Origin of the sequence: Corynebacterium drakensteinense (assembly GCF_041224285.1) — a bacterium.
GTDB lineage: Bacteria > Actinomycetota > Actinomycetes > Mycobacteriales > Mycobacteriaceae > Corynebacterium.
Genome location: NZ_JAXOFP010000011.1, coordinates 50,194 through 68,322, shown reverse-complemented (window position 1 = coordinate 68,322; position 18,129 = coordinate 50,194). Strand labels below are relative to the sequence as shown.

Here is an 18,129-nt window from a genome sequence, read left to right as displayed (position 1 = left end):
ACCTCTCAATCTCTGCACAGTTTCTGTCTGTGCGGTTTAGTATGTGTGGTTTGATCTTTGCGGTTTATTCTGTGCGCATCTAGTACGCGGATTAGTGCGTTGCTTCCAACAGCAGCGCCTCGCCCTGGCCGCCGCCACCGCACAACGACACACCAGCACGCTGGCCATTACCGCTTGCCAACTGATGCGCAGCGTGTACGACCAAACGCGCACCCGAAGCACCAATCGGGTGGCCCAAAGCGATGGCACCACCATGACGGTTCACCGCCGTCGGGTCCAGACCAAGTTCCTGCGCGGATTTCACTACGACGGCCGCGAAAGCCTCATTGATCTCGACGACATCAAGATCGCTGGCATTCCATCCCTGCCGGTCGAGCGCAGCGTGGAGCGCGTTTGCCGGTTGCGCCTGCAGCGAGCCGTCAGGGCCGGCAACCTGGCCGGGTGCACGCAACGTCGCCAAGACTGCCCATCCCTGCTGCTGCGCGTAGCCGCGTCGCGTCAACACGACCGCCGCGGCACCATCTGTAATCGGTGAAGAATTACCTGCGGTGATAGAACCGCCTTCGGCAAACGCTGGACGCAGCTGCGAGAGTTTTTCTGCGGTGACCCCGTCACGAATGCCCTCATCGGCATCCACGGTGACCTCGCCTTTCCGCGTTTTCACCGTGACTGGAGAAATCTCTTTGCTGAAAACTCCACTATCGCGTGCCTCGGCAGCACGTTGGTGCGAGCGAGCAGCGCATTCGTTTTCTTCCTCCGCGCTCACCGGATAGGTATCGGCGTATTCTTCGGTCAGCTCTCCCATCGAAATGCCTTTGTCCGCATCAACCAGGCCATCATGGGCCATATGGTCCACCGCAGTGACATCCCCGAACTTCCGGCCCGCCCGCGACGAGGTAAGCAGGTGCGGAGCATTCGACATCGATTCCGCACCACCGGAAACCACAACGTCAGCCTCGTGGCTACGCAGCAAACGAGCGCCGTCGATGATGGCGCTGAGTCCGGATAAACAGACCTTATTCACGGTAGTCGTGTGCGCGCGGCGCGAAATCCCGGCACCCAGCGCAATTTGTTTCGCCGGGTTTTGTCCGGCGCCAGCCTGAAGCACCTGCCCGAAAATCACGGCATCCACGACCTCCGGATCGATGCCGGCGTTGCTCAAAGCCGCCTGCGTCGCATGTGCGCCGAGCTTTGTTGCTGGCAGCGTCGACAAGCTACCTAAGAGCTTTCCAAATGGCGTCCGCGCTGCGCCGACGATAACGATATCGTCGGCGTTGCTCGCGGTTTCTGCAGTATTTTGTGTGTTCTCGGCAGTCATAACCTCATCACCTTCCACCAGGTTGACTCTACGCGCGTCATGCCCGCTGTGCTTTGTGCGCATAGCTCAGCGCGCATGAAACGTTGTGCACTCACCTTTGCGTATTAATCGTCGTGCAATAACTGTTGTGCGTTAATCATTGTGCGTTGGCAATTCACAAACTGTCGGCGGCAGAAGTTTATTTTCAACCGCCGAACAGTGATACATAACATAGTACGCGAGAAATGGGGTTTAGACTACAAAAGCAGGCGGGCTTTCTGCTCACGCAGCGCTAATCCTGAGACTCATTGTGCGCAGCATCACGAGTCTCAATTTGGATCTCGCCATGCAGGGTTTTGTGCACGGGGCACTTCTCGGAAATTGCGGTGAGCTTGTCGCGCTGCTCGGCCGAAAGGGCGTCGTCGAAATGCAGCACGCGGGTCAACGTCGTCACGCCCTGCTTATCGCGTTCGTGCCTGACGACGACATCCGTATCTCCTAGCTCCCACTTTTTGCGACGGGCATACATCCCCATCGTCATCACGGTGCACGTCGCCAGCGAGGCCTGCAACATGTCATACGGATTCGGCCCAGTGTTTTTCGCGCCCGGCACGCTAGTGGGTTCATCGGCAATCCAACGGTGGCTACCCGCCCGCAGCTCCGTGGCAAAATCACCATCGCCGGTCAGGCGGGCCTTGACGACGCCATCCTCGGTATAACGGCGTCGCTCGTCTGCACAATCGTCACCATCAACGTCGGCGACCTCCGGCAGGTATGGCGCTGCCCAGCCAACCAACATCTGCGCGGCATGCTGGGCCTGTTTGTCGCGGTGCAGCAAATGCTCCACACCATCGAGCATGATGAACGACTTCGTCGTCCGCGCAGCCCGATAAATACCCTGCGCATTGTGGATATCAACAAGATCATCGGCATTCGAATGCATGACCAACAAAGGCACATCAATCGCCGCAATGCGCTCTTTTTGATCAAATCCGCGCAGGTCGTCGACGAGCCCCTGCCCCACACAGACGGTCTTGCCACCGATTTTCACCGATGCTGAACCATCTTCAGCGATATCGTCCAGCGCACCAGCAAACAAACCAGTGACGTGCTCCGGATCATACGGCGCGGCGATGGTGACCACCGCACGCAACGAATCAATATCAGCAGCCGCAGCCAACGCCGCCGCACCACCGAGCGAATGACCAATCAGCAACTGCGGTGCTTGATAATGCTCCTCCAACCACTCCGCAGCCGCCACCACATCCTGGGCGTCGCCAGAAAACGTGGAATCTTCGAAATTGCCTTCGGAATGCCCCAGGCCCGCGAAATCAATCCGCAACACCGCAATGCCATCTTTGACCAGCTGTTTGGCAATGCGTGAGGTAGCCGGGGAATCCTTCGAGCAGGTAAAACAGTGCGCCAGCACGGCATAAGCGCGTGGGTTGGCGGGGCTATCCAGTCGCGCCGCCAATTCGTTGCCTCGGTGACCGTCGAAAGTGAGTTTTTGCCGTTGAGTCATAGCGCCAGACTACTCCGGTGCGGCGCTACTCCGGTGCGGCGACGATCTCGTGGTCTATCCCGTCACACCAAACTGATCCAACGCCAACTTGCCGGCCATCACGACGACTACCACCAGCAACACCACCCGCACAAACCCCGTGCCACGCCCCAACACCATGCGCGCGCCGATCTGTGCACCGGCCACATTCGTCACCGCTAGGGCCAGGCCGAGCAACCACAGCACCTCACCTTGCAGGGTGAAGGTAAGCAGCGCACCGATATTCGTCGAGACGTTAATGATCTTCGCCCGCGCGGCACTGGCGATGAAATCGGTGCCAAGTATCATCGTAAAGCCCATGATCAGAAACAACCCTGTACCTGGGCCGAACACACCGTCGTAAACACCAATCGCCCCCACCAGCGCGAGCACACCCAGTAGGCGGTTGCGGCTCAATTTCGCCGTTTTCTGCGTGCCACTCACCGCACCGAACGACGGTCGCGCCACCGTGAACAATCCGACGGCCAACAGCAACACGATGATCACCGGGCGCATGATCTGCTTGTCGACGCTTGCCGCCAACAGCGCACCGCCCGCAGAACCGATGAGAGCCAACGGAGCATATTTCAGGGCATTGAGCGCGGATGGAACCCGGCGCGCGAGCGTGATCGCAGCAGACGAAGTACCGAAGATCGCGGCGACTTTGTTCGTCGCCAGCGCCTGCGCCGGCGCCATGGTGGGGTTGAGGACGAGGATCAGCGGAATGAGAATCAGCCCGCCACCGCCGACGACGGCATCAACCCAGCCCGCGGCGAGGGAGCCGACCAGCAACGCGGTGATAATTTCGGCTGACATGAATCTTTCCTGACTGCTTAAACGCTAAAGCTTTCTATGAGATTAGTGCTTTTTCCAGCGCAATCGCACTATCTCGTCCATAGGTCAAATTCGTACCACCGTGGCGGCGCCCCGATGCGTGCAATCGGAACGATAGAATTATGCGGATATTCGTTCAATAGCCGTGGTAAAAGTTCAGCTCGAGACAAATGTAACTGACAATGTAGGTATTGGATAAGTGACAACTGCCCGAAGGCTCTGTTCATAACTCCCGCTACTGGAGCTAGACGGGAATCGCTATTCAATTTTGGTTTGATGTCATAAGAACGATTAAACATACGAGCATGGTGTGCCGCGTAGTTGCGGAGGATATTCAGAGATTTCAACCATGACTCCAGCTGGGGGCCGCTTAATCCACACTGGTTCGCTATTCGATTGCGGACGATGTTAGGCGCCATACCAAATAAATAAGAAAGCATCCCCCAGTCCATGACTTCGACAGCTGCCCAAATCGGCATTTCTCCTCCATATTTTGCTTTATGGTGAGACACGAAATCCTCTTTAGATGCGTTAAGCGCGGCTTTATATTTGCTCAACCACTGATCATGAACGCTACGATTGCCTGTACGCACTTGACGTGCGCGAGCGCCTAATTTGTGTACGCGCAGATGTATGAGTGGATCGATCCGCCCCAATTCATAGCCAAGCATTGCTCGAATAGCCATTTCGATGCGATCTAGTTCAATAAATACTGTATGGCGGAGACGTTCATCGAACTCATAGAGAGCGATAACCAGTTCAAATGTGGTTCCGTCGACGAATTTGTCCAATGCGATGCCATTGTTTTCAGTAAAACTACGCATTGGGTACCAGTACCCTGAAAGTCGATAGTAATTTAGGCGAGCAAGAAAGTGCTCCGCCATCGTTGGGTCAGAAAACTTCATCCCCCGTGTGCGAAGCAACTCAATCTGCTCAGCGTAAGTCTTAAATCCTTTAGTCTGCTCCACCCCTAGCTCCTGCCTATGACAAAGACCGGCCCTGGACTCCCACATCAAAGTGGGCAGCGGAACCGGTCATGTTGTCTTCATGCTACTAAAGCATCACACGCACAGCAATAGCTACGGATTCACTATCGATTTTAGTCTTGAGCAGCTGACATGAATCTTTCCTGTCCGTGAAATGTGGTGTGCACTTTGGCCCCGCTAATCTGTTGCGTATGCAAACAGAACTCGGTTTGACCCTGATGGGTCTGCTCATTGTGGGTACCACCGTCGGCATTTTGATCCGCAGTAAAACACACCCTCTGATTCCTATGACACTAGTGCCGGTCATCGGCGCATTCATCACCGGCTATGGCTTGGAAGATCTCGCGACGTTTTTCGAAGAAGGCCTGAGCTCGGTGATGAAGGTCGTCGTGATGTTCATCTTCGCGATCATCTTCTTCGGCATCCTGCAAGACGTCGGCTTGTTCACCCCGATTATTCGGGCGTTGATCAAAACCACACGCGGAAACGTGGTGGCAGTCGCCGTCGGCACGGGTCTGATTGGTGTGGTCGCGCACCTGGATGGTTCTGGTTCGACGACGTTCCTGTTAACGATTCCTGCGCTGCTGCCGCTGTACCAAGCGTTGCACATGTCGCGGTACGTGCTGCTGACGATCGTCGCACTGGCAGCTTCTGTGATGAACATGGTGCCCTGGGGTGGCCCGTTGGGTCGCGCGGGCGCGGTGATTTCGCAGGACACCAACACCGTATGGATGCATCTGATCCCGATGCAAGGCCTGGCGCTGGTTTTCGTCATTCTGGTCGCCTTTGCGCTGGGTGTGCGGGAAAAGCGCCGGATTAGCGCGCTGCAGGCTGCTGGTGAGCTTCCCGCCACTGACAACATTGACGTACACGCCATTGCCGACGAATTTGAGCAGAAACAACGCGAAAAACAACTCGAACAAGGCTACAAATTCCGCTCCGGCACCGTGCCGACGGTGCTTAATGTGCTGGTAGTTGTGGCCGCGCTGGTGGTGTTGCTGGCTGGGCTGTTGCCTCCTGCACCGACGTTCCTGATTGCCGCCACGCTAGCGTTGATCATCAACTTCACCTCGCAGGCAGAGCAAGCCGATGCTTTGAAACGCCACGCACCAAACGCGCTGTCGATGGCCGGAATTATTATCGCCGCCGCGATGTTCCTGGGCGTGCTGAACGAAACCGGCATGCTGGAAGCCATCGCGCTGTCCCTGATTAACGTGCTGCCGGAAGCCGCCGGGCCGTACCTGCACGTTGCCGTCGGCATGCTGGGCGTGCCGCTGGACCTGTTGACCTCGACTGATGCGTATTACTTCTCGGTGCTGCCAATCGTGCAAGAAACCGTCGCCGCCTACGATATTTCCGGCCTAGGTGCTGCCAGCGCGCTGATTCTGGGCAATGTGATTGGTACATTCGTCTCGCCGTTCTCCCCGGCTCTGTGGCTGGCACTCGGCCTAGCAAATGCGCAGATGGGCCGCTACCTGAAGCTAGCATTCCCGATCGCGTGGGTATTCTCCGTAATTATCGTGGGCACTGCCTTTGCAACGGGAATGCTGGCATAGGGTTGCAAAGATGAAACGGCTCATAATAACTCTCGCAGCTGCCTCATTCACACTTGCAGCATGCAGCAATGGTACTGCGGAAACAGAATCACCCTCGACGTCGCAAACGACCAGCTCAGCCAGTAGCAAAAGCCCAACCGCAACGTCGTCAAGCAGCAAAGCGGCGGCGCCGGATACCAGTACAAGCGCCACACCGAAAGCATCTCTTTCTAGTTCCGCAACACCACCGGAACCATCTCGAAAAGCTCCCCAAAGCTCTGCACCAGTCCAGCGGCCAGCACAACCAGTTGCTCCACCAAAACCAGTCCTCATCGAATGTTTAGAAGGCACTCCAGGACCTGCATTAATGTCAGATGGCTCGATCCAGTATTCCGACTGGTGTTTCCACAACAATGGCGGACCAGAATACATCCAGGAAGAGGCGCGCTCGTGCGTTGGTCCACCAGAGTTCTGCAACGTCGCACCTGATGGAACACGGTATGACGGGCTAGACCCGGTGACAGGTGAACCGCTGCACTAATTTTCAACGGTGATGCCCCCAGTCTCGCTTTGCCCAGGCATTGCGGAGTTGCTGCCGCGATAACTAGTGAGAACTACGATGGGGCGCATGAACGGAATCGACGTACTCCTTGACTTCGCAGCCCGTCCGAAAGACGTGCTCACCGCACTGCCCAGCCTTAGTGCCGAGCAGCTCAACCAACATCCGGTGGGGCACCCCAATTCCATCGCCTGGTTGATCTGGCACACCGGCCGCGAGATTGATGTACAGCTGTCGGCCCTCACCGGCGACGACGAGTTGTGGTATTCCAGCCAGTGCCGGGCTGCCCTGGCGCTTGGCGACGCCGGCGACAGCCTGGGTTATGGGCATTCTGCCGACGATGCCGCGAAGATCCAGCTCCAGGATGCTGCAGACTTCGAGCATCTACGCAGCTATGTCGCTGCAACGCTCGATGCCTTAGCCGCCTACTGCGGCAGCCTCGCTGATAATGATCTTAGTGACATCATCGCCGAATATGAAGGCCAACCGATCAGCCGCGGAACCCGCTTGGTGTCAATTATCGACGACGCCACCGCGCACCTAGCGCAAGCCACTTATGTCGCTGGGATGTGGGTGTAGCAACCGTTAACCTACTTTGGGCAGCTTCTATTCATCGGCGCCGATCAGCTTGCGGATATAGTCCCCGAAACCAGGAGCCGTAAAAGACATCATGCCCCATCCGGTACTTTCTACTAAGCCTTTATCCATCAAACTCTGACGCTGCATGCTGAGCGCCGACGATGGTTTCCCAAGTTCTTGGGCAATACTCCCTCGCCTCACCGGCTCATCCCCATACTGCGCCATAGCGGCCATGATCTCCTGCTCGGACTCACTGGCTTTCATCCAGCGTGATCGATAAAACTGCTGCAATCGATTGTGGAAGATAGATTTCGCCTGCATTAACACCTCAGGAGAAATCACTCCACCTGGTTCTGGAAGGCCTGCAGCTTCCCACGAACACTCCCCAATTAATTGCAAAAAATATGGGTAGCCAGCGGCACTATTAGCAGCATCCAATAATGCCGATGGCGCCCATTTCACCCCCATTTTCTCAGCGGGCCGACGCAGAGCTTCCGCCGAGCTAGCTTCATCCAAGTTGGAGAGATTAATATAATTAAACCGTTCTCCAAAGCTCGCATATTCAGTGATCACATCTTGGCTGTGGCTGAGACCAGACATTAAACAAAACAGCGGCAATTCCGAACCTTCTGATTGCAGATGTTGCCAGGTATAAGCCAATGCACGGATGCTCGGGCCGTCGGCAAGCTGAATCTCGTCGACGAAAATGCCAAGTCCGGCACTTTTCTCGGTTCCTTGTAAGTCCTTACCCACCGCTACAAGAATGTCCTGCAATTGCCTACCAAGCGAATGCGAAGAAGACCCCATATGTGCAGTTTTAAGCTCACTCGAGCCAGGACCAGAGACACTCACTCCGGCAATACTGACTTTGATGTTTTTAATCATGTCCCACAACGCAATACTAACTTGTCGCGCATGATTGTTCAAGACCTTTTCAATACCTGACACCAATTCGTCAATTACGACACCATCGCCTGCTGTTACCCACACAGTTTCAAAGCTTTGGTTCTGGGCTGCAGATTGAATTGATCGCAGTAAAGATGTTTTCCCGACCCCGCGAGGGCCAACGTAAATCTGCAGTTCTTCCGCAAGTTTATTACTACTGACAGATGTCAGCATCATCTGAGCACGGCGAAGCTGCTGCTCGCGCCCAACAAGGTCACGAGCAATCGAACTTGGGGTATATGGGCTTTCCTGCATGCCCCCACTTTATACTTATTTATAAATTGGCCGAAAGTATAAAGAAGTATAAAGTCGCCCCGTTCCACCTCGCCCCGTCCAGGCATTGCATAAAAGTCGGAATCCCCAGCACACGCCGGTCTATACTTGGCCAGCATGGGAGATGCAGTCAGTAACGAGTCCTATACGCCGCGCCAGCGCACGCGCTACCGGCAACGCTTGATTGACGATCTCGAGGTCTTCGACCGGCACCTGCAGGAAGCCGAGTTCATCAACCAGGGCACCATCGGGCTGGAGCTAGAGCTGAATCTCGTCGACAAGAATATGCAGCCTAAAACATGCAACAGCGACGTATTGGCTGCGCTTGACGACGAATACCAGTCGGAAATCGGCGCCTATAACGTGGAGATGAACCACCCTCCACTATCGATTTCTGGCACCGGCTTGCAAGAGCTGGAAGACGGGCTGAACGATCGCCTAGACACCGTGCGCGCGGCTGCGAACGAAGCTGATGCGGAAGTCGCGATGATCGGCACCCTGCCCAGCGTGACCACGGAATTTCTGGAAGATCCTGCCTGGATGACCTCCGAGAATCGCTACAAGGCGCTATCGAATTCTGTGTTGGAATCACGTGGCGAGCTCGTCCATATTGAGCTGGAAGGCCAGGAGAGATACCAGCACGGTTTTGACGATATCGCCCCGGAATCCACCTGCACGTCGATCCAGCTGCACCTGCAGGTTTCCCCGAACCATTTTGCGGCCGCGTGGAATGCCTCGCAAGCCATCGCGGGTGTGCAAACCGCGCTGAGCGCGAATTCCCCGCTTTTCGCCGGGCACAAACTCTGGCATGAATCCCGCATCCCGGTATTCCAGCAATCCATCGATACCCGTACCCCGGAATTGGTGACGCAAGGTGTGCGCCCTCGGGTGTGGTTCGGCGAGCGCTGGATAACCAGTGCTTTCGATCTGTTCGAAGAAAACGTGCGCTACTTTTCGCCATTGCTACCTGAAGATCGCGTGGAATCCGGCACTCCGATAGTCACCGATGGCAAACCTGGTTTGCACTACCTGAATATGCAAAACGGCACCATCTGGCGCTGGAACCGCCCAATTTATGATCCGAACACGGAGCTGTCCCATATCCGCGTGGAAAACCGCCTGTTGCCCGCTGGCCCCACCGTGGCGGACATCGTTGCCGATGCTGCTTTTTACTACGGCCTAGTGAACTTCCTCGTCGGCCAGACACGACCTGTGTGGTCGCGTTTGTCTTTCGAGGATGCGGCGAACAACTTCTTCGCCGGTGCCCGCGATGGCATCCATGCAAACATGAGCTGGCCGACGTTGGGAACTATCCCCGTCGCCGAATTGGTAACCGATCACTTGTTGGAGCAAGCCGAGCAGGGCTTGAAGCAACTCGAGGTGGCTCCGGCGCTGATTCAGAAGCATCTGGGGATCATCGAAGGGCGTGCACGGAACCGACAAAATGGCGCAACCTGGCAACTAGCAGCACTCGATAATGTGACCGCTGCGCTGAGGGCTGAGGCTGGTGCCAATGTTTCTGCCGGGGATCATGACGGCCCGGATAGCACGCTGCGTCGGCAAGCCATCGCCCGCATGCTCAGCGCTTATATCGACAATCAGAAGTCCGGCGAGCCGGTGCACATCTGGTCCACCGATATCAGCTAAACGTAACTTTCTCTTTATTTTCTAGGGTATTCTGTTCAAGTTCCTGGCAAATAATTGAAAGGCCTTACGTTGACCACCCCTGGACAATTTTCTACCCAGCAACCTGGTAATGGCTCTCGCATCAAAATGGCCCTTGCCTGGGTTTCCGTTGGGTTCGGATTCCTGATTCTTATTACCTCACCTACGTACGGTGGGTTTGCGGGCTTCTTCGCAGCCATCTTAATTGGACTGGCAATCACAATCCCTGGGGCCTGGTTCTTGTTGCATGAACGTCGAGATCGCTCAAACCCGTCCTCAGCACTTAATCGGCATTGGAAGATCGTTACCCCTGTATCCATTCTCTTTTTTGTACTTGGATTGATTCTGTTTCCGCCAACTGAAGAAGCAAAGCAACCAGATAACAAGCCTGCTGCTACGACTAGTTCGTCGAGTACCCCGACGGAATCTTCTACCAGGAAGTCAACGACCACAACTTCCGCAAGTTCCACGACTCGCAAAACTACAAAGTCTTCCACCAAGTCTTCTAGCAAGTCTTCTAGCACGAAGACAAGCACCACTAGTGGTTCTCATGTACCTGAAAAATATGTCGACGAGCCAAGCCCAATACTCCCTTCGGAGCCAGCAGAGCAACAACAACATATTGAACCAGCACCAGCTCCAGCACCTGCACCTGCACCTGCACCGGCTCCGGCTCCGGCTCCGAGCGCCTATTACCCTAACTGCGCTGCAGCACGTGCAGCTGGCGCTGCCCCGCTGTACCGAGGAAATCCAGGCTATAGCACCAAGTTAGACCGTGACGGTGACGGAGTAGCCTGCGAATAAGAACCTTAGCTTTTGGCAATACCGTGCTTGCTAGCGGAAATAGACTGCCTAACTCTAACCGGGAAATCCGGGCGAAAATGAGAACAGCCGACGGCACCTGAATCAGAACAGATACCGCCGGCATATCCACCACGTTGCGACCCCTAATGCCAACTATGCCGCAACTGATGCCATTCTGTGGGGCCAGCGGGGCTCGAACCCGCGACCAATGGATTATGAGTCCACTGCTCTAACCGACTGAGCTATAGCCCCTTCCAGTTTTCGCACTCTCGAGCCCGCAAGCCCGAGCGCCAAAACTGTTGTTTAGTATAACGGCAGTTTAACCGTCGGAAAGCACTACCCCAGCAAAGCGTTGAAAACCTCGCTTGAGCTTGGGTGGGTATAAATTCCGCTGCCGACGGTACTTGCTGAAATATCCGCAAACATCGCCAATGCCAGCGTGTTGATCAGCTCTTGCGCATCCACGCACAGCAGGGTTGCGCCGACGATGCGATCAGTCTCACGCTCCACCAGGATCTTCGCGCGACCTTCCGGCTTCCCCAGAATCTTCGGGCGCGGCATGATCGGAATGTCCTTGATATCCGCTGCCTTAACGTCCAGAGTGTTCCCGCGCCCCTCGACTTCTTTGCGGGCAGCGTCTTCACCCAAACCAACCGTCGCCAGCGGAGGGTCGATAAACGTCGTCGTCGGAACCACACGGTTGTCGGTCGTCCGCGAGCCATCACCCCAGCGATCCGAAAGAATCACGCGGTGATCATCGAATGACACATAGGTGAACTGCGGCCCACCGTTGACGTCACCCGCGGCATAGACTCCCTCGACGTTGGTGCGCAGGTGCTTGTCGACGGCGACCGCACCCCGCTCAGTCAGCTCAATGCCCGCTTTGTCCAGACCAAGATCCTTCGTCGCCGGTTTGCGTCCAACTGCAACCAACACGTGCGAAGTCTCGGCAGTCTGTTCATTGCCGTCGCCGTCTTTCCAAACAGTGGTGACTGCGTCGGCACCGTTTTCGCGGAATTCAGTGACCTGCGCACCTGTAACCCAAGTGATGCCCAAATCATCCATGATCGTGCCGACGTGATCTGCAATATCCCGGTCAAAGTTGGCGAACGGCTTGTCGGCGGTATCGACCACGGTCACCTTCGTGCCGAATTTCGCGAAATAGGTCGCAAATTCCATGCCGATCGGGCCGCCGCCAACGATCAGCAGCGAATCCGGGCGCTCATCAAGTTGCTGTGCTGCCGTGGAGTCGATGACGCGCTCCAAATCAGCACCCGGGAGCGGCAGAACGACGGGCACTGCGCCGGTATTGATGATCACGGTCTCGCCGGTGATCTCCATGCGGTCATCGCCGCCGGTGACTTCCACGGTCTTTTCACTAATGAAGCTAGCGTGGCCGTCGACGACAATGACACCTTTGCCTTCCGCGAGATCTAAGTTGGCTTGGTTCATCTTGGAGGTCAGAGTGCCACGGCGTTGAATGGCTTCTGCGAAAGCCGTGGAGCCGTCGACCGTTGGCCGTGCGTGGTGGCGTTCTGCGTCGGTAAGCAAGGCTTTCGTCGGCACACAGCCAATGTTGATGCAAGTACCGCCGTACATTGCGCTGGATTGTTCCACCAGAGCCACCCTGTCACCCGCTGCGGCACGGTTCATCGCAATGGTTTTGCCGGCTTTGCCGAATCCGATAACCAGTACGTCAACGTCCATATTTTCACTCATTCGTGTTCAGGCCTTCCTTAATCTATAGGCAGCTATTATTGGTTTTGTCGATCGTGCTATCAATACCAACGACGCGAAACCGAGTTTTATTCCCGATGCGACGGGCAACACTTTGTGCCGCCGCCTGACAACCCCCCAACAATAAGCAATACCAAATAGCTCCAAAAACATATTTTGAGCTGGTGATTTGCACAGTATTAAATACGGTTATATAGTTAATCATCGTTGCGCCGGAAGGCACAGACCGAAAAGTTCAGAACAAATCAGAACCAAAGGTCCAGCCGGAAGACGTAGAAAATAATCCTCCATAGCTCAGTTGGCAGAGCATTCGACTGTTAATCGAAGGGTCACTGGTTCGAGCCCAGTTGGAGGAGCAACATACAGCCCCGTTAGCTAGCGTTTTTTGCTGGTTGGCGGGGCTATTTGTACTTTGCCCAACGTATCTGAACGTATCTGGAAATGCCTAAAAATGTTTCGCATGTCGTGGAATTGGGGTTATACGACAAAAAGTGTGGGGTTAATAGACAAAAGTGTGTCCGGGGTTGCCCCCCTTGTCGGAGTGTCGGGATTTGGTGTCTTTTTTACAAATAGTGAACGAAAAAGGCCTCTTTTACCACGCCTATTTGCAAAAAAGACACAATAGACATGATTACCAGCGGCATGTTCTCCGCGCGACAGGATGCCGCAAGCCCCACCGCTACATAAGAAAACCGCCCGGCACGCTAAGCGCATCGGACGGTTTCGCTGGGTTCCCAAAAGAACCAATTATTCAGTGCCCTGCATAGTCACAAAGCTATGCAGAAGCGGAGGGGACCTATTTAGCGGTCAACGTTAAGAACCAGACCGTTCTGGTCGATGTCGATGTCGATGCCACCAACTTCAACTTCCCAGTAGCCGTCGTTGTCCCACTTGACCTTGCCTTCACCGTTGTGGGCACGCTGCAGAACCTGAGCTACTTCGTCCTTAGTCAGACGTTCTTCGGTCAGGTCGCGCTCTGCTTCACCGGAGTAGCCAGTGATCTCGGTTGGCAGGTCGTTGGTGGCAGCGTTGCCGCCAGCCTGGCTAGCGCCTGCGTTGCCGGCACCTGCATTGCCGCCGGTGTTCGCGTTAGCACCTTCGGTGACGGTGACAGTAGCCTGCCCGCTGTCCTGGTTGCCCTGGTTGTTCTGCTGCGAAGGTGCAGCAGTTTCAGTGACAGTCACTGGGGCACTGGTGCCACCATCATTGCAAGCCGCCAGGGTCAGGCCCAAGGCAGCGGTTGCAGCCGCAATCGATACGCGACGGAAGTTATTCGATTTCATGTCTTCAACCCTTCTTATGAGTCTTGTGAGTTTTCCCAGCGTTTGCTGGGGAGGCGGTGTCTAGCCTCTGAGAACTCCAGCTCGACACGATAAGCGAGTATACATACATTGACACGTCAACTATGCGTCTAAGCCCCAAATTGTGGGGCATATATCACAGCAAGTCGCCGGGTGACCGTGGTTACGCTTGCCTTAAAAATCTAGCCAATACCTTGAAGACTGGGATTTTAGAGCCGCGCTAGTTCGAAAACCCCGAAACAAATAGACCAAGACACTAAGCAGCTCTAACTACACCGAAACCGGTAGGCCAAGAAAACTCGTCCAAGACAGGTAGGCCAAGAAAACTCGTCCAAGACAGGTAGGCTAGGACACAGCTCATAGCACCCACTGCACCACAGGGTGCGCAACCGCAAAGAAAAGGGAAACGTTTCACCATGATTCAGTTCGTCGTCGGTGCCACCGCGGGATACGTCTTCGGCACGAAGGCGGGCCGAAAGCGGTACCACCAGATCAAAAATGCCTACGAAAAGGCCATCAACTCCCCGGTCACAAAATCAGTGTCACGCTCTGCCCGCAAAGCGATCGCCGACCGGCTTGATCCAGAACCGCGCATGCGCGAGGTCAAAGATCTCCGCGCTGGGAAAAACACTCGCGACCAGGTTGCTGGCAGCGATTCGGAATCCGATCGCATCTACGAACACGACGAGGACTAGCGCGACCGCGACGAAAACTAGCTAGCAGCGCGCTAGTTTCGGGATGCGCCCCCACAGAAGCTAACGCAGAAACTAACTAGCGAAACGCCCGCGCAATCAGATCCTTGCGCGCCTGCTCCAGCGCCACCAAATCGGCGAACAATGAATGGTAGGTTTGCTCATCGTCGCTGGGACGCATGCGCTGCAATTGTGCTTTGAGCTGCGCGATCTGATCGCCCACCCGTGATTCCTGCAAACGGGATAACACCATATCCACATAAGCCTCGAGTCCAGCGCTGGCATAACGAACTTCTTCGACCGCCAGCTCAGAAACCAATGAGCGCCCCACTAGATCCGCCATGTTCTCTGCTACCGCAGCAATCCAGTCGACGCCATCGCGAGCATGTGCCACTCCCCCGGCCTGATCAATCGCAGCCCGCACCGCACGGTAGGCGTCGTTGGTGAATACATCCTCGCCTAATCCGTCGAAGTAGTCGCCGACGTCTTGCGGGTACTGCAGCGCCAACTTCAGCGATTCCCGCTGCGGCCACAAATAAGTATCCCGCGGATTCGGCGCCACGATTCCCGGCCGATCCTGCCATGCACCAACTTGACTCTCCCCATCAAAACGACGGGCACGTTTGACGGTTTCCTGCGTACTCGGCGCCTTCGCGGCTTCTCTGCGAACCTGAGCAACCACTTCATCTGGGCTGTTCCAGCCGACCCACCCAGACAAGCGGCGCGCATATTCCAGTCGCAGTGGCTCGTCGCGAATACCGGCCACCACCGGCACGGTGCGTCGTAAAGCCTGCAGGCGGCCTTCGACCGAATCCAGTTTCTGGCTCGCCAAAATCGACTGCACAACGAACTCAAACATGGGGATGCGATCAGCCACTAAATCACGCACGGCTGCATCGCCATGCTCTAAACGCAGGTCACACGGGTCCATGCCGGGTGGGGCAATCGCGACGAAAGACTGCCCAGAAAACTTCTGCTCACCAGAAAACGCGCGCATCGCAGCCTTCTGTCCGGCCTCATCACCGTCGAAGGTATAAATCAGCTCGCCGGTGAAATAATTATCATCCAGCATCAGACGGCGAATCACCTGCAAATGCTCCTGGCCAAACGCAGTACCACACGCGGCAATGGCGGTTTTTACCCCCGCTGCGTGCATCGCCATGACGTCGGTATAGCCTTCCACAATCACCGCTTGGTGTCCGGAAGCAATATGCTTTTTCGCCATATCCAGGCCGAATAGCACCTTCGACTTGTGATACAGCATGGTATCCGGCGTGTTCATGTATTTGCCCAGCTTGTCGTCGTCGAAAAGCTTGCGGGCACCAAAGCCAATCACGTTGCCGGCGATATCTTTGATCGGCCACAACAACCGGCGGTGAAAACGATCAATCGGGCCGCGCTTACCCATCTTCGACAGCCCAGCTTTATCCAGCTCGTCGAACTCAAACCCCTTGCGCAACAAGTGCTTAGTCAACGTATCCCAGCCGGCCGGGGCATAGCCGATTTCAAATTCGTAGATTTGCTCGCGCGAAAACCCGCGTTCCAGCAGAAACTCACGGCCGGTGCGCGCCTGCTCGGTTTCTAACTGCTCGCGATAAAACAGGTGCGCGGCCCGGTTCGCCTGAATCAACCGCTGCCGGGTACCAGGTTTTTCCCGGCGCCCGCCCGTCGTACCGCCCTGGTAGGTGATGTGATAGCCGATCTTTTCCGCAACGGCCTCCACGGCCTCCGGGAAACTCAGCTGTTCCATCTCCATCAAGAAGCTGAAAACATCACCGCCCTTGCCAGACGAAAAGCAGTGGTAGTAGCCGCGCTGCGGGCGCACGTGGAACGACGGCGTCTTCTCGTCTTTGAACGGAGAAAGCCCCTTGAGCGAATCATGTCCGGCGTTTTTCAGTTGGACGTATTCACCGACGATCTCATCAATCGCGGCGCGCTCCCGGATTGCCTGAATATCACTATCGGGGATCCGTCCTTGAGCCATGCTCCAAAGAATACCCGTTGTTGGCGAGCGCAAAAACCAGGCCTAGCTCAAAAAGCCCGACAGCTGTGCCGCTTGGTGTGCCAGCCGTTCCAAGCGCGATTCCGTCATCGAGGCGATCTGGTCGATGATCACCCGTTGGCGTCCCGCCGCCGAGTCCGCCTGCTTCCACCACAGCGCAAACATCGGATCCAATGAGCCCGGCGCGCCCGCCACCAAATAGTCGTAAACGCCAAAAATGCGTTCGCGCTGCCGATCTTGCCGCGCCAGGTGGGAGGGCTCGTCCATCACGTACAGCACCGCGAGCGTCTTCAGCAGCTTAACCTCGGCCGCAGCCTGGCGCGGAACAATCAGCTCGCCGTTGTATCGCCCCAGCTGTTGCTTGTCGACGAGCTCCGCATTGTGCTCCCGGCTCGCCGTAATCGTCGCGCCGACGTAGCGCCCCACCAGCTCGGAGGTCATGGTTTTCAGTTTGACGTAGCCAGAAAGGCTCGGCGAAAAATCTACTGCGGCTCCGATAACTGGCAGGTCGCGTAGCGCACCGGCAGCGTCGAGGAGCTCCTCTGCGTCACCACCGAAGGCCTTCGCGCCCTTTTCTGCCAACGCGGCCAGCTCAACCAAATCCCACAACACCGCGAGATTCACTCGGCCGGCGACCACCCCGTCTTCGACGTCGTGCACGGAATAGGCGATATCGTCCGACCAGTCCATGGTTTGGGCTTCCATCGTCGGCCGCGCGAGACCGCTGCGGTGGTTGTCAGCCGGATCGTAGGCACGGATCCAGTCCAAGACATCTGCTTGCTCGTCGTAGCAGCCGTATTTCTTGTTCGTGCTGCCATCCGTGTTGGTTTTTATCCGTGGATATTTGCACGCTGCATCCAGGGCTGCCCGGGTGAGGTTGAGCCCGCGGCTGGTGCCGGCGTCGTCAAGAATTTTCGGCTCCAGCAGCGTGAGAATGCGCAGCGTTTGCGCGTTGCCTTCAAAACCACCGCATTCGGTGGCCAGCTGGTCCAGGGCCGTTTCGCCGTTGTGGCCATACGGCGGGTGGCCAATATCGTGAATCAGCCCGGCCATCTCGCAGAGATCAGGGTTCAACCCCAGGCCTTCGCCGATGCCACGCGAAATCTGCGCGACTTCCAGTGAGTGTGTCAGCCGCGTGCGGGGCGTATCGCCATCGCGGGGCCCGACGACCTGGGTTTTATCCGCCAGGCGACGCAGCGCCGCCGAGTGCAGGGCGCGGGCGCGGTCGCGGGAGAACTCGTCACGCTGTTCAGCGAATGTTGGCGGGTTGCTAGCACCTGTGCCTGACCCGGTGGGCGTCGACAAGCTGCTTTGTTTCGGTGGCTCGGCATAGCGGCGTTGCATATCGGCTTCGCGATAATGAAAACGGCCTGTGCTCAC

15 protein-coding genes and 2 tRNA genes are annotated in these 18,129 nt (G+C 56.3%); 7 read left to right on the top strand and 10 right to left on the bottom strand.

Annotation, left to right across the window (positions count from 1 at the left end; translation table 11 throughout):
• Positions 1–91: 91 nt before the first annotated feature.
• The 4 genes from U1140_RS07670 to U1140_RS07655 all read right to left on the bottom strand — a co-directional run bounded on the left by U1140_RS07670 (position 92) and on the right by U1140_RS07655 (position 4,639).
• A complete protein-coding gene (locus tag U1140_RS07670) occupies positions 92–1,318 on the bottom strand; it encodes an acetyl-CoA C-acyltransferase (protein WP_369846980.1) in 1,227 nt (408 codons plus the stop codon).
• 271 nt (positions 1,319–1,589) lie between these two features.
• The gene (locus U1140_RS07665; RefSeq protein ID WP_369846979.1) at positions 1,590–2,819 is read right to left on the bottom strand and encodes a bifunctional alpha/beta hydrolase/OsmC family protein; all 1,230 of its coding nucleotides are present in this window, start codon (positions 2,817–2,819) and stop codon (positions 1,590–1,592) included.
• 54 nt (positions 2,820–2,873) lie between these two features.
• On the bottom strand, positions 2,874–3,653 hold the full coding sequence (locus U1140_RS07660; protein ID WP_369846978.1) for a TSUP family transporter: 780 nt from the start codon (positions 3,651–3,653) through the stop codon (positions 2,874–2,876).
• 68 nt (positions 3,654–3,721) lie between these two features.
• The gene (locus U1140_RS07655) at positions 3,722–4,639 is read right to left on the bottom strand and encodes an Abi family protein (protein ID WP_369846977.1); all 918 of its coding nucleotides are present in this window, start codon (positions 4,637–4,639) and stop codon (positions 3,722–3,724) included.
• Between the two features lie 209 nt (positions 4,640–4,848).
• Between U1140_RS07655 and U1140_RS07650 the strand changes: the two genes are divergently transcribed.
• The 3 genes from U1140_RS07650 to U1140_RS07640 all read left to right on the top strand — a co-directional run bounded on the left by U1140_RS07650 (position 4,849) and on the right by U1140_RS07640 (position 7,330).
• A complete protein-coding gene (locus U1140_RS07650; RefSeq protein WP_369846976.1) occupies positions 4,849–6,213 on the top strand; it encodes a CitMHS family transporter in 1,365 nt (454 codons plus the stop codon).
• Positions 6,214–6,559: 346 nt separating this feature from the next.
• Positions 6,560–6,733, top strand: a complete 174-nt coding sequence (locus tag U1140_RS07645; protein ID WP_272722714.1) for a hypothetical protein — start codon at positions 6,560–6,562, stop codon at positions 6,731–6,733.
• Positions 6,734–6,820: 87 nt separating this feature from the next.
• On the top strand, positions 6,821–7,330 hold the full coding sequence (locus U1140_RS07640; protein ID WP_369846975.1) for a DinB family protein: 510 nt from the start codon (positions 6,821–6,823) through the stop codon (positions 7,328–7,330).
• Between the two features lie 27 nt (positions 7,331–7,357).
• On the opposite strand, the gene U1140_RS07635 is transcribed toward U1140_RS07640, so the two are convergent.
• A complete protein-coding gene (locus U1140_RS07635) occupies positions 7,358–8,530 on the bottom strand; it encodes an AAA family ATPase (protein WP_369846974.1) in 1,173 nt (390 codons plus the stop codon).
• Between the two features lie 135 nt (positions 8,531–8,665).
• Between U1140_RS07635 and U1140_RS07630 the strand changes: the two genes are divergently transcribed.
• Together U1140_RS07630 and U1140_RS07625 are read left to right on the top strand one after the other, a co-directional pair.
• The gene (locus U1140_RS07630) at positions 8,666–10,195 is read left to right on the top strand and encodes a glutamate-cysteine ligase family protein (protein WP_369846973.1); all 1,530 of its coding nucleotides are present in this window, start codon (positions 8,666–8,668) and stop codon (positions 10,193–10,195) included.
• A gap of 126 nt (positions 10,196–10,321) precedes the next feature.
• Complete coding sequence (locus U1140_RS07625; RefSeq protein ID WP_369847015.1) at positions 10,322–11,017, top strand: excalibur calcium-binding domain-containing protein; 696 nt, start codon at positions 10,322–10,324, stop codon at positions 11,015–11,017.
• A gap of 178 nt (positions 11,018–11,195) precedes the next feature.
• Here the strand turns inward: U1140_RS07625 and U1140_RS07620 are convergent.
• A tRNA-Ile gene (locus U1140_RS07620) sits at positions 11,196–11,269 on the bottom strand.
• Between the two features lie 84 nt (positions 11,270–11,353).
• Positions 11,354–12,736, bottom strand: coding sequence for a dihydrolipoyl dehydrogenase family protein (locus U1140_RS07615; protein ID WP_369846971.1), 1,383 nt, complete (start codon positions 12,734–12,736; stop codon positions 11,354–11,356).
• Positions 12,737–13,037: 301 nt separating this feature from the next.
• Between U1140_RS07615 and U1140_RS07610 the strand changes: the two genes are divergently transcribed.
• A tRNA-Asn gene (locus U1140_RS07610) sits at positions 13,038–13,110 on the top strand.
• Between the two features lie 444 nt (positions 13,111–13,554).
• On the opposite strand, the gene U1140_RS07605 is transcribed toward U1140_RS07610, so the two are convergent.
• Positions 13,555–14,037 carry a hypothetical protein gene (locus tag U1140_RS07605; RefSeq protein WP_369846969.1) on the bottom strand — a complete coding sequence of 161 codons (483 nt, stop codon included), beginning with the start codon at positions 14,035–14,037 and terminating at the stop codon, positions 13,555–13,557.
• 434 nt (positions 14,038–14,471) lie between these two features.
• On the opposite strand from U1140_RS07605, the gene U1140_RS07600 reads away from it, so the two are divergent.
• Positions 14,472–14,750 (top strand): hypothetical protein, encoded by a 279-nt coding sequence (locus U1140_RS07600; protein WP_369846968.1) that lies wholly within the window; start codon positions 14,472–14,474, stop codon positions 14,748–14,750.
• 76 nt (positions 14,751–14,826) lie between these two features.
• Here the strand turns inward: U1140_RS07600 and dnaG are convergent, their stop codons facing one another.
• On the bottom strand, positions 14,827–16,731 hold the full coding sequence (dnaG, locus tag U1140_RS07595; RefSeq protein WP_369846967.1) for a DNA primase: 1,905 nt from the start codon (positions 16,729–16,731) through the stop codon (positions 14,827–14,829).
• Positions 16,732–16,773: 42 nt separating this feature from the next.
• Positions 16,774–18,129: a deoxyguanosinetriphosphate triphosphohydrolase gene (locus U1140_RS07590; RefSeq protein ID WP_369846966.1), complete on the bottom strand. Its 1,356-nt coding sequence runs from the start codon at positions 18,127–18,129 to the stop codon at positions 16,774–16,776.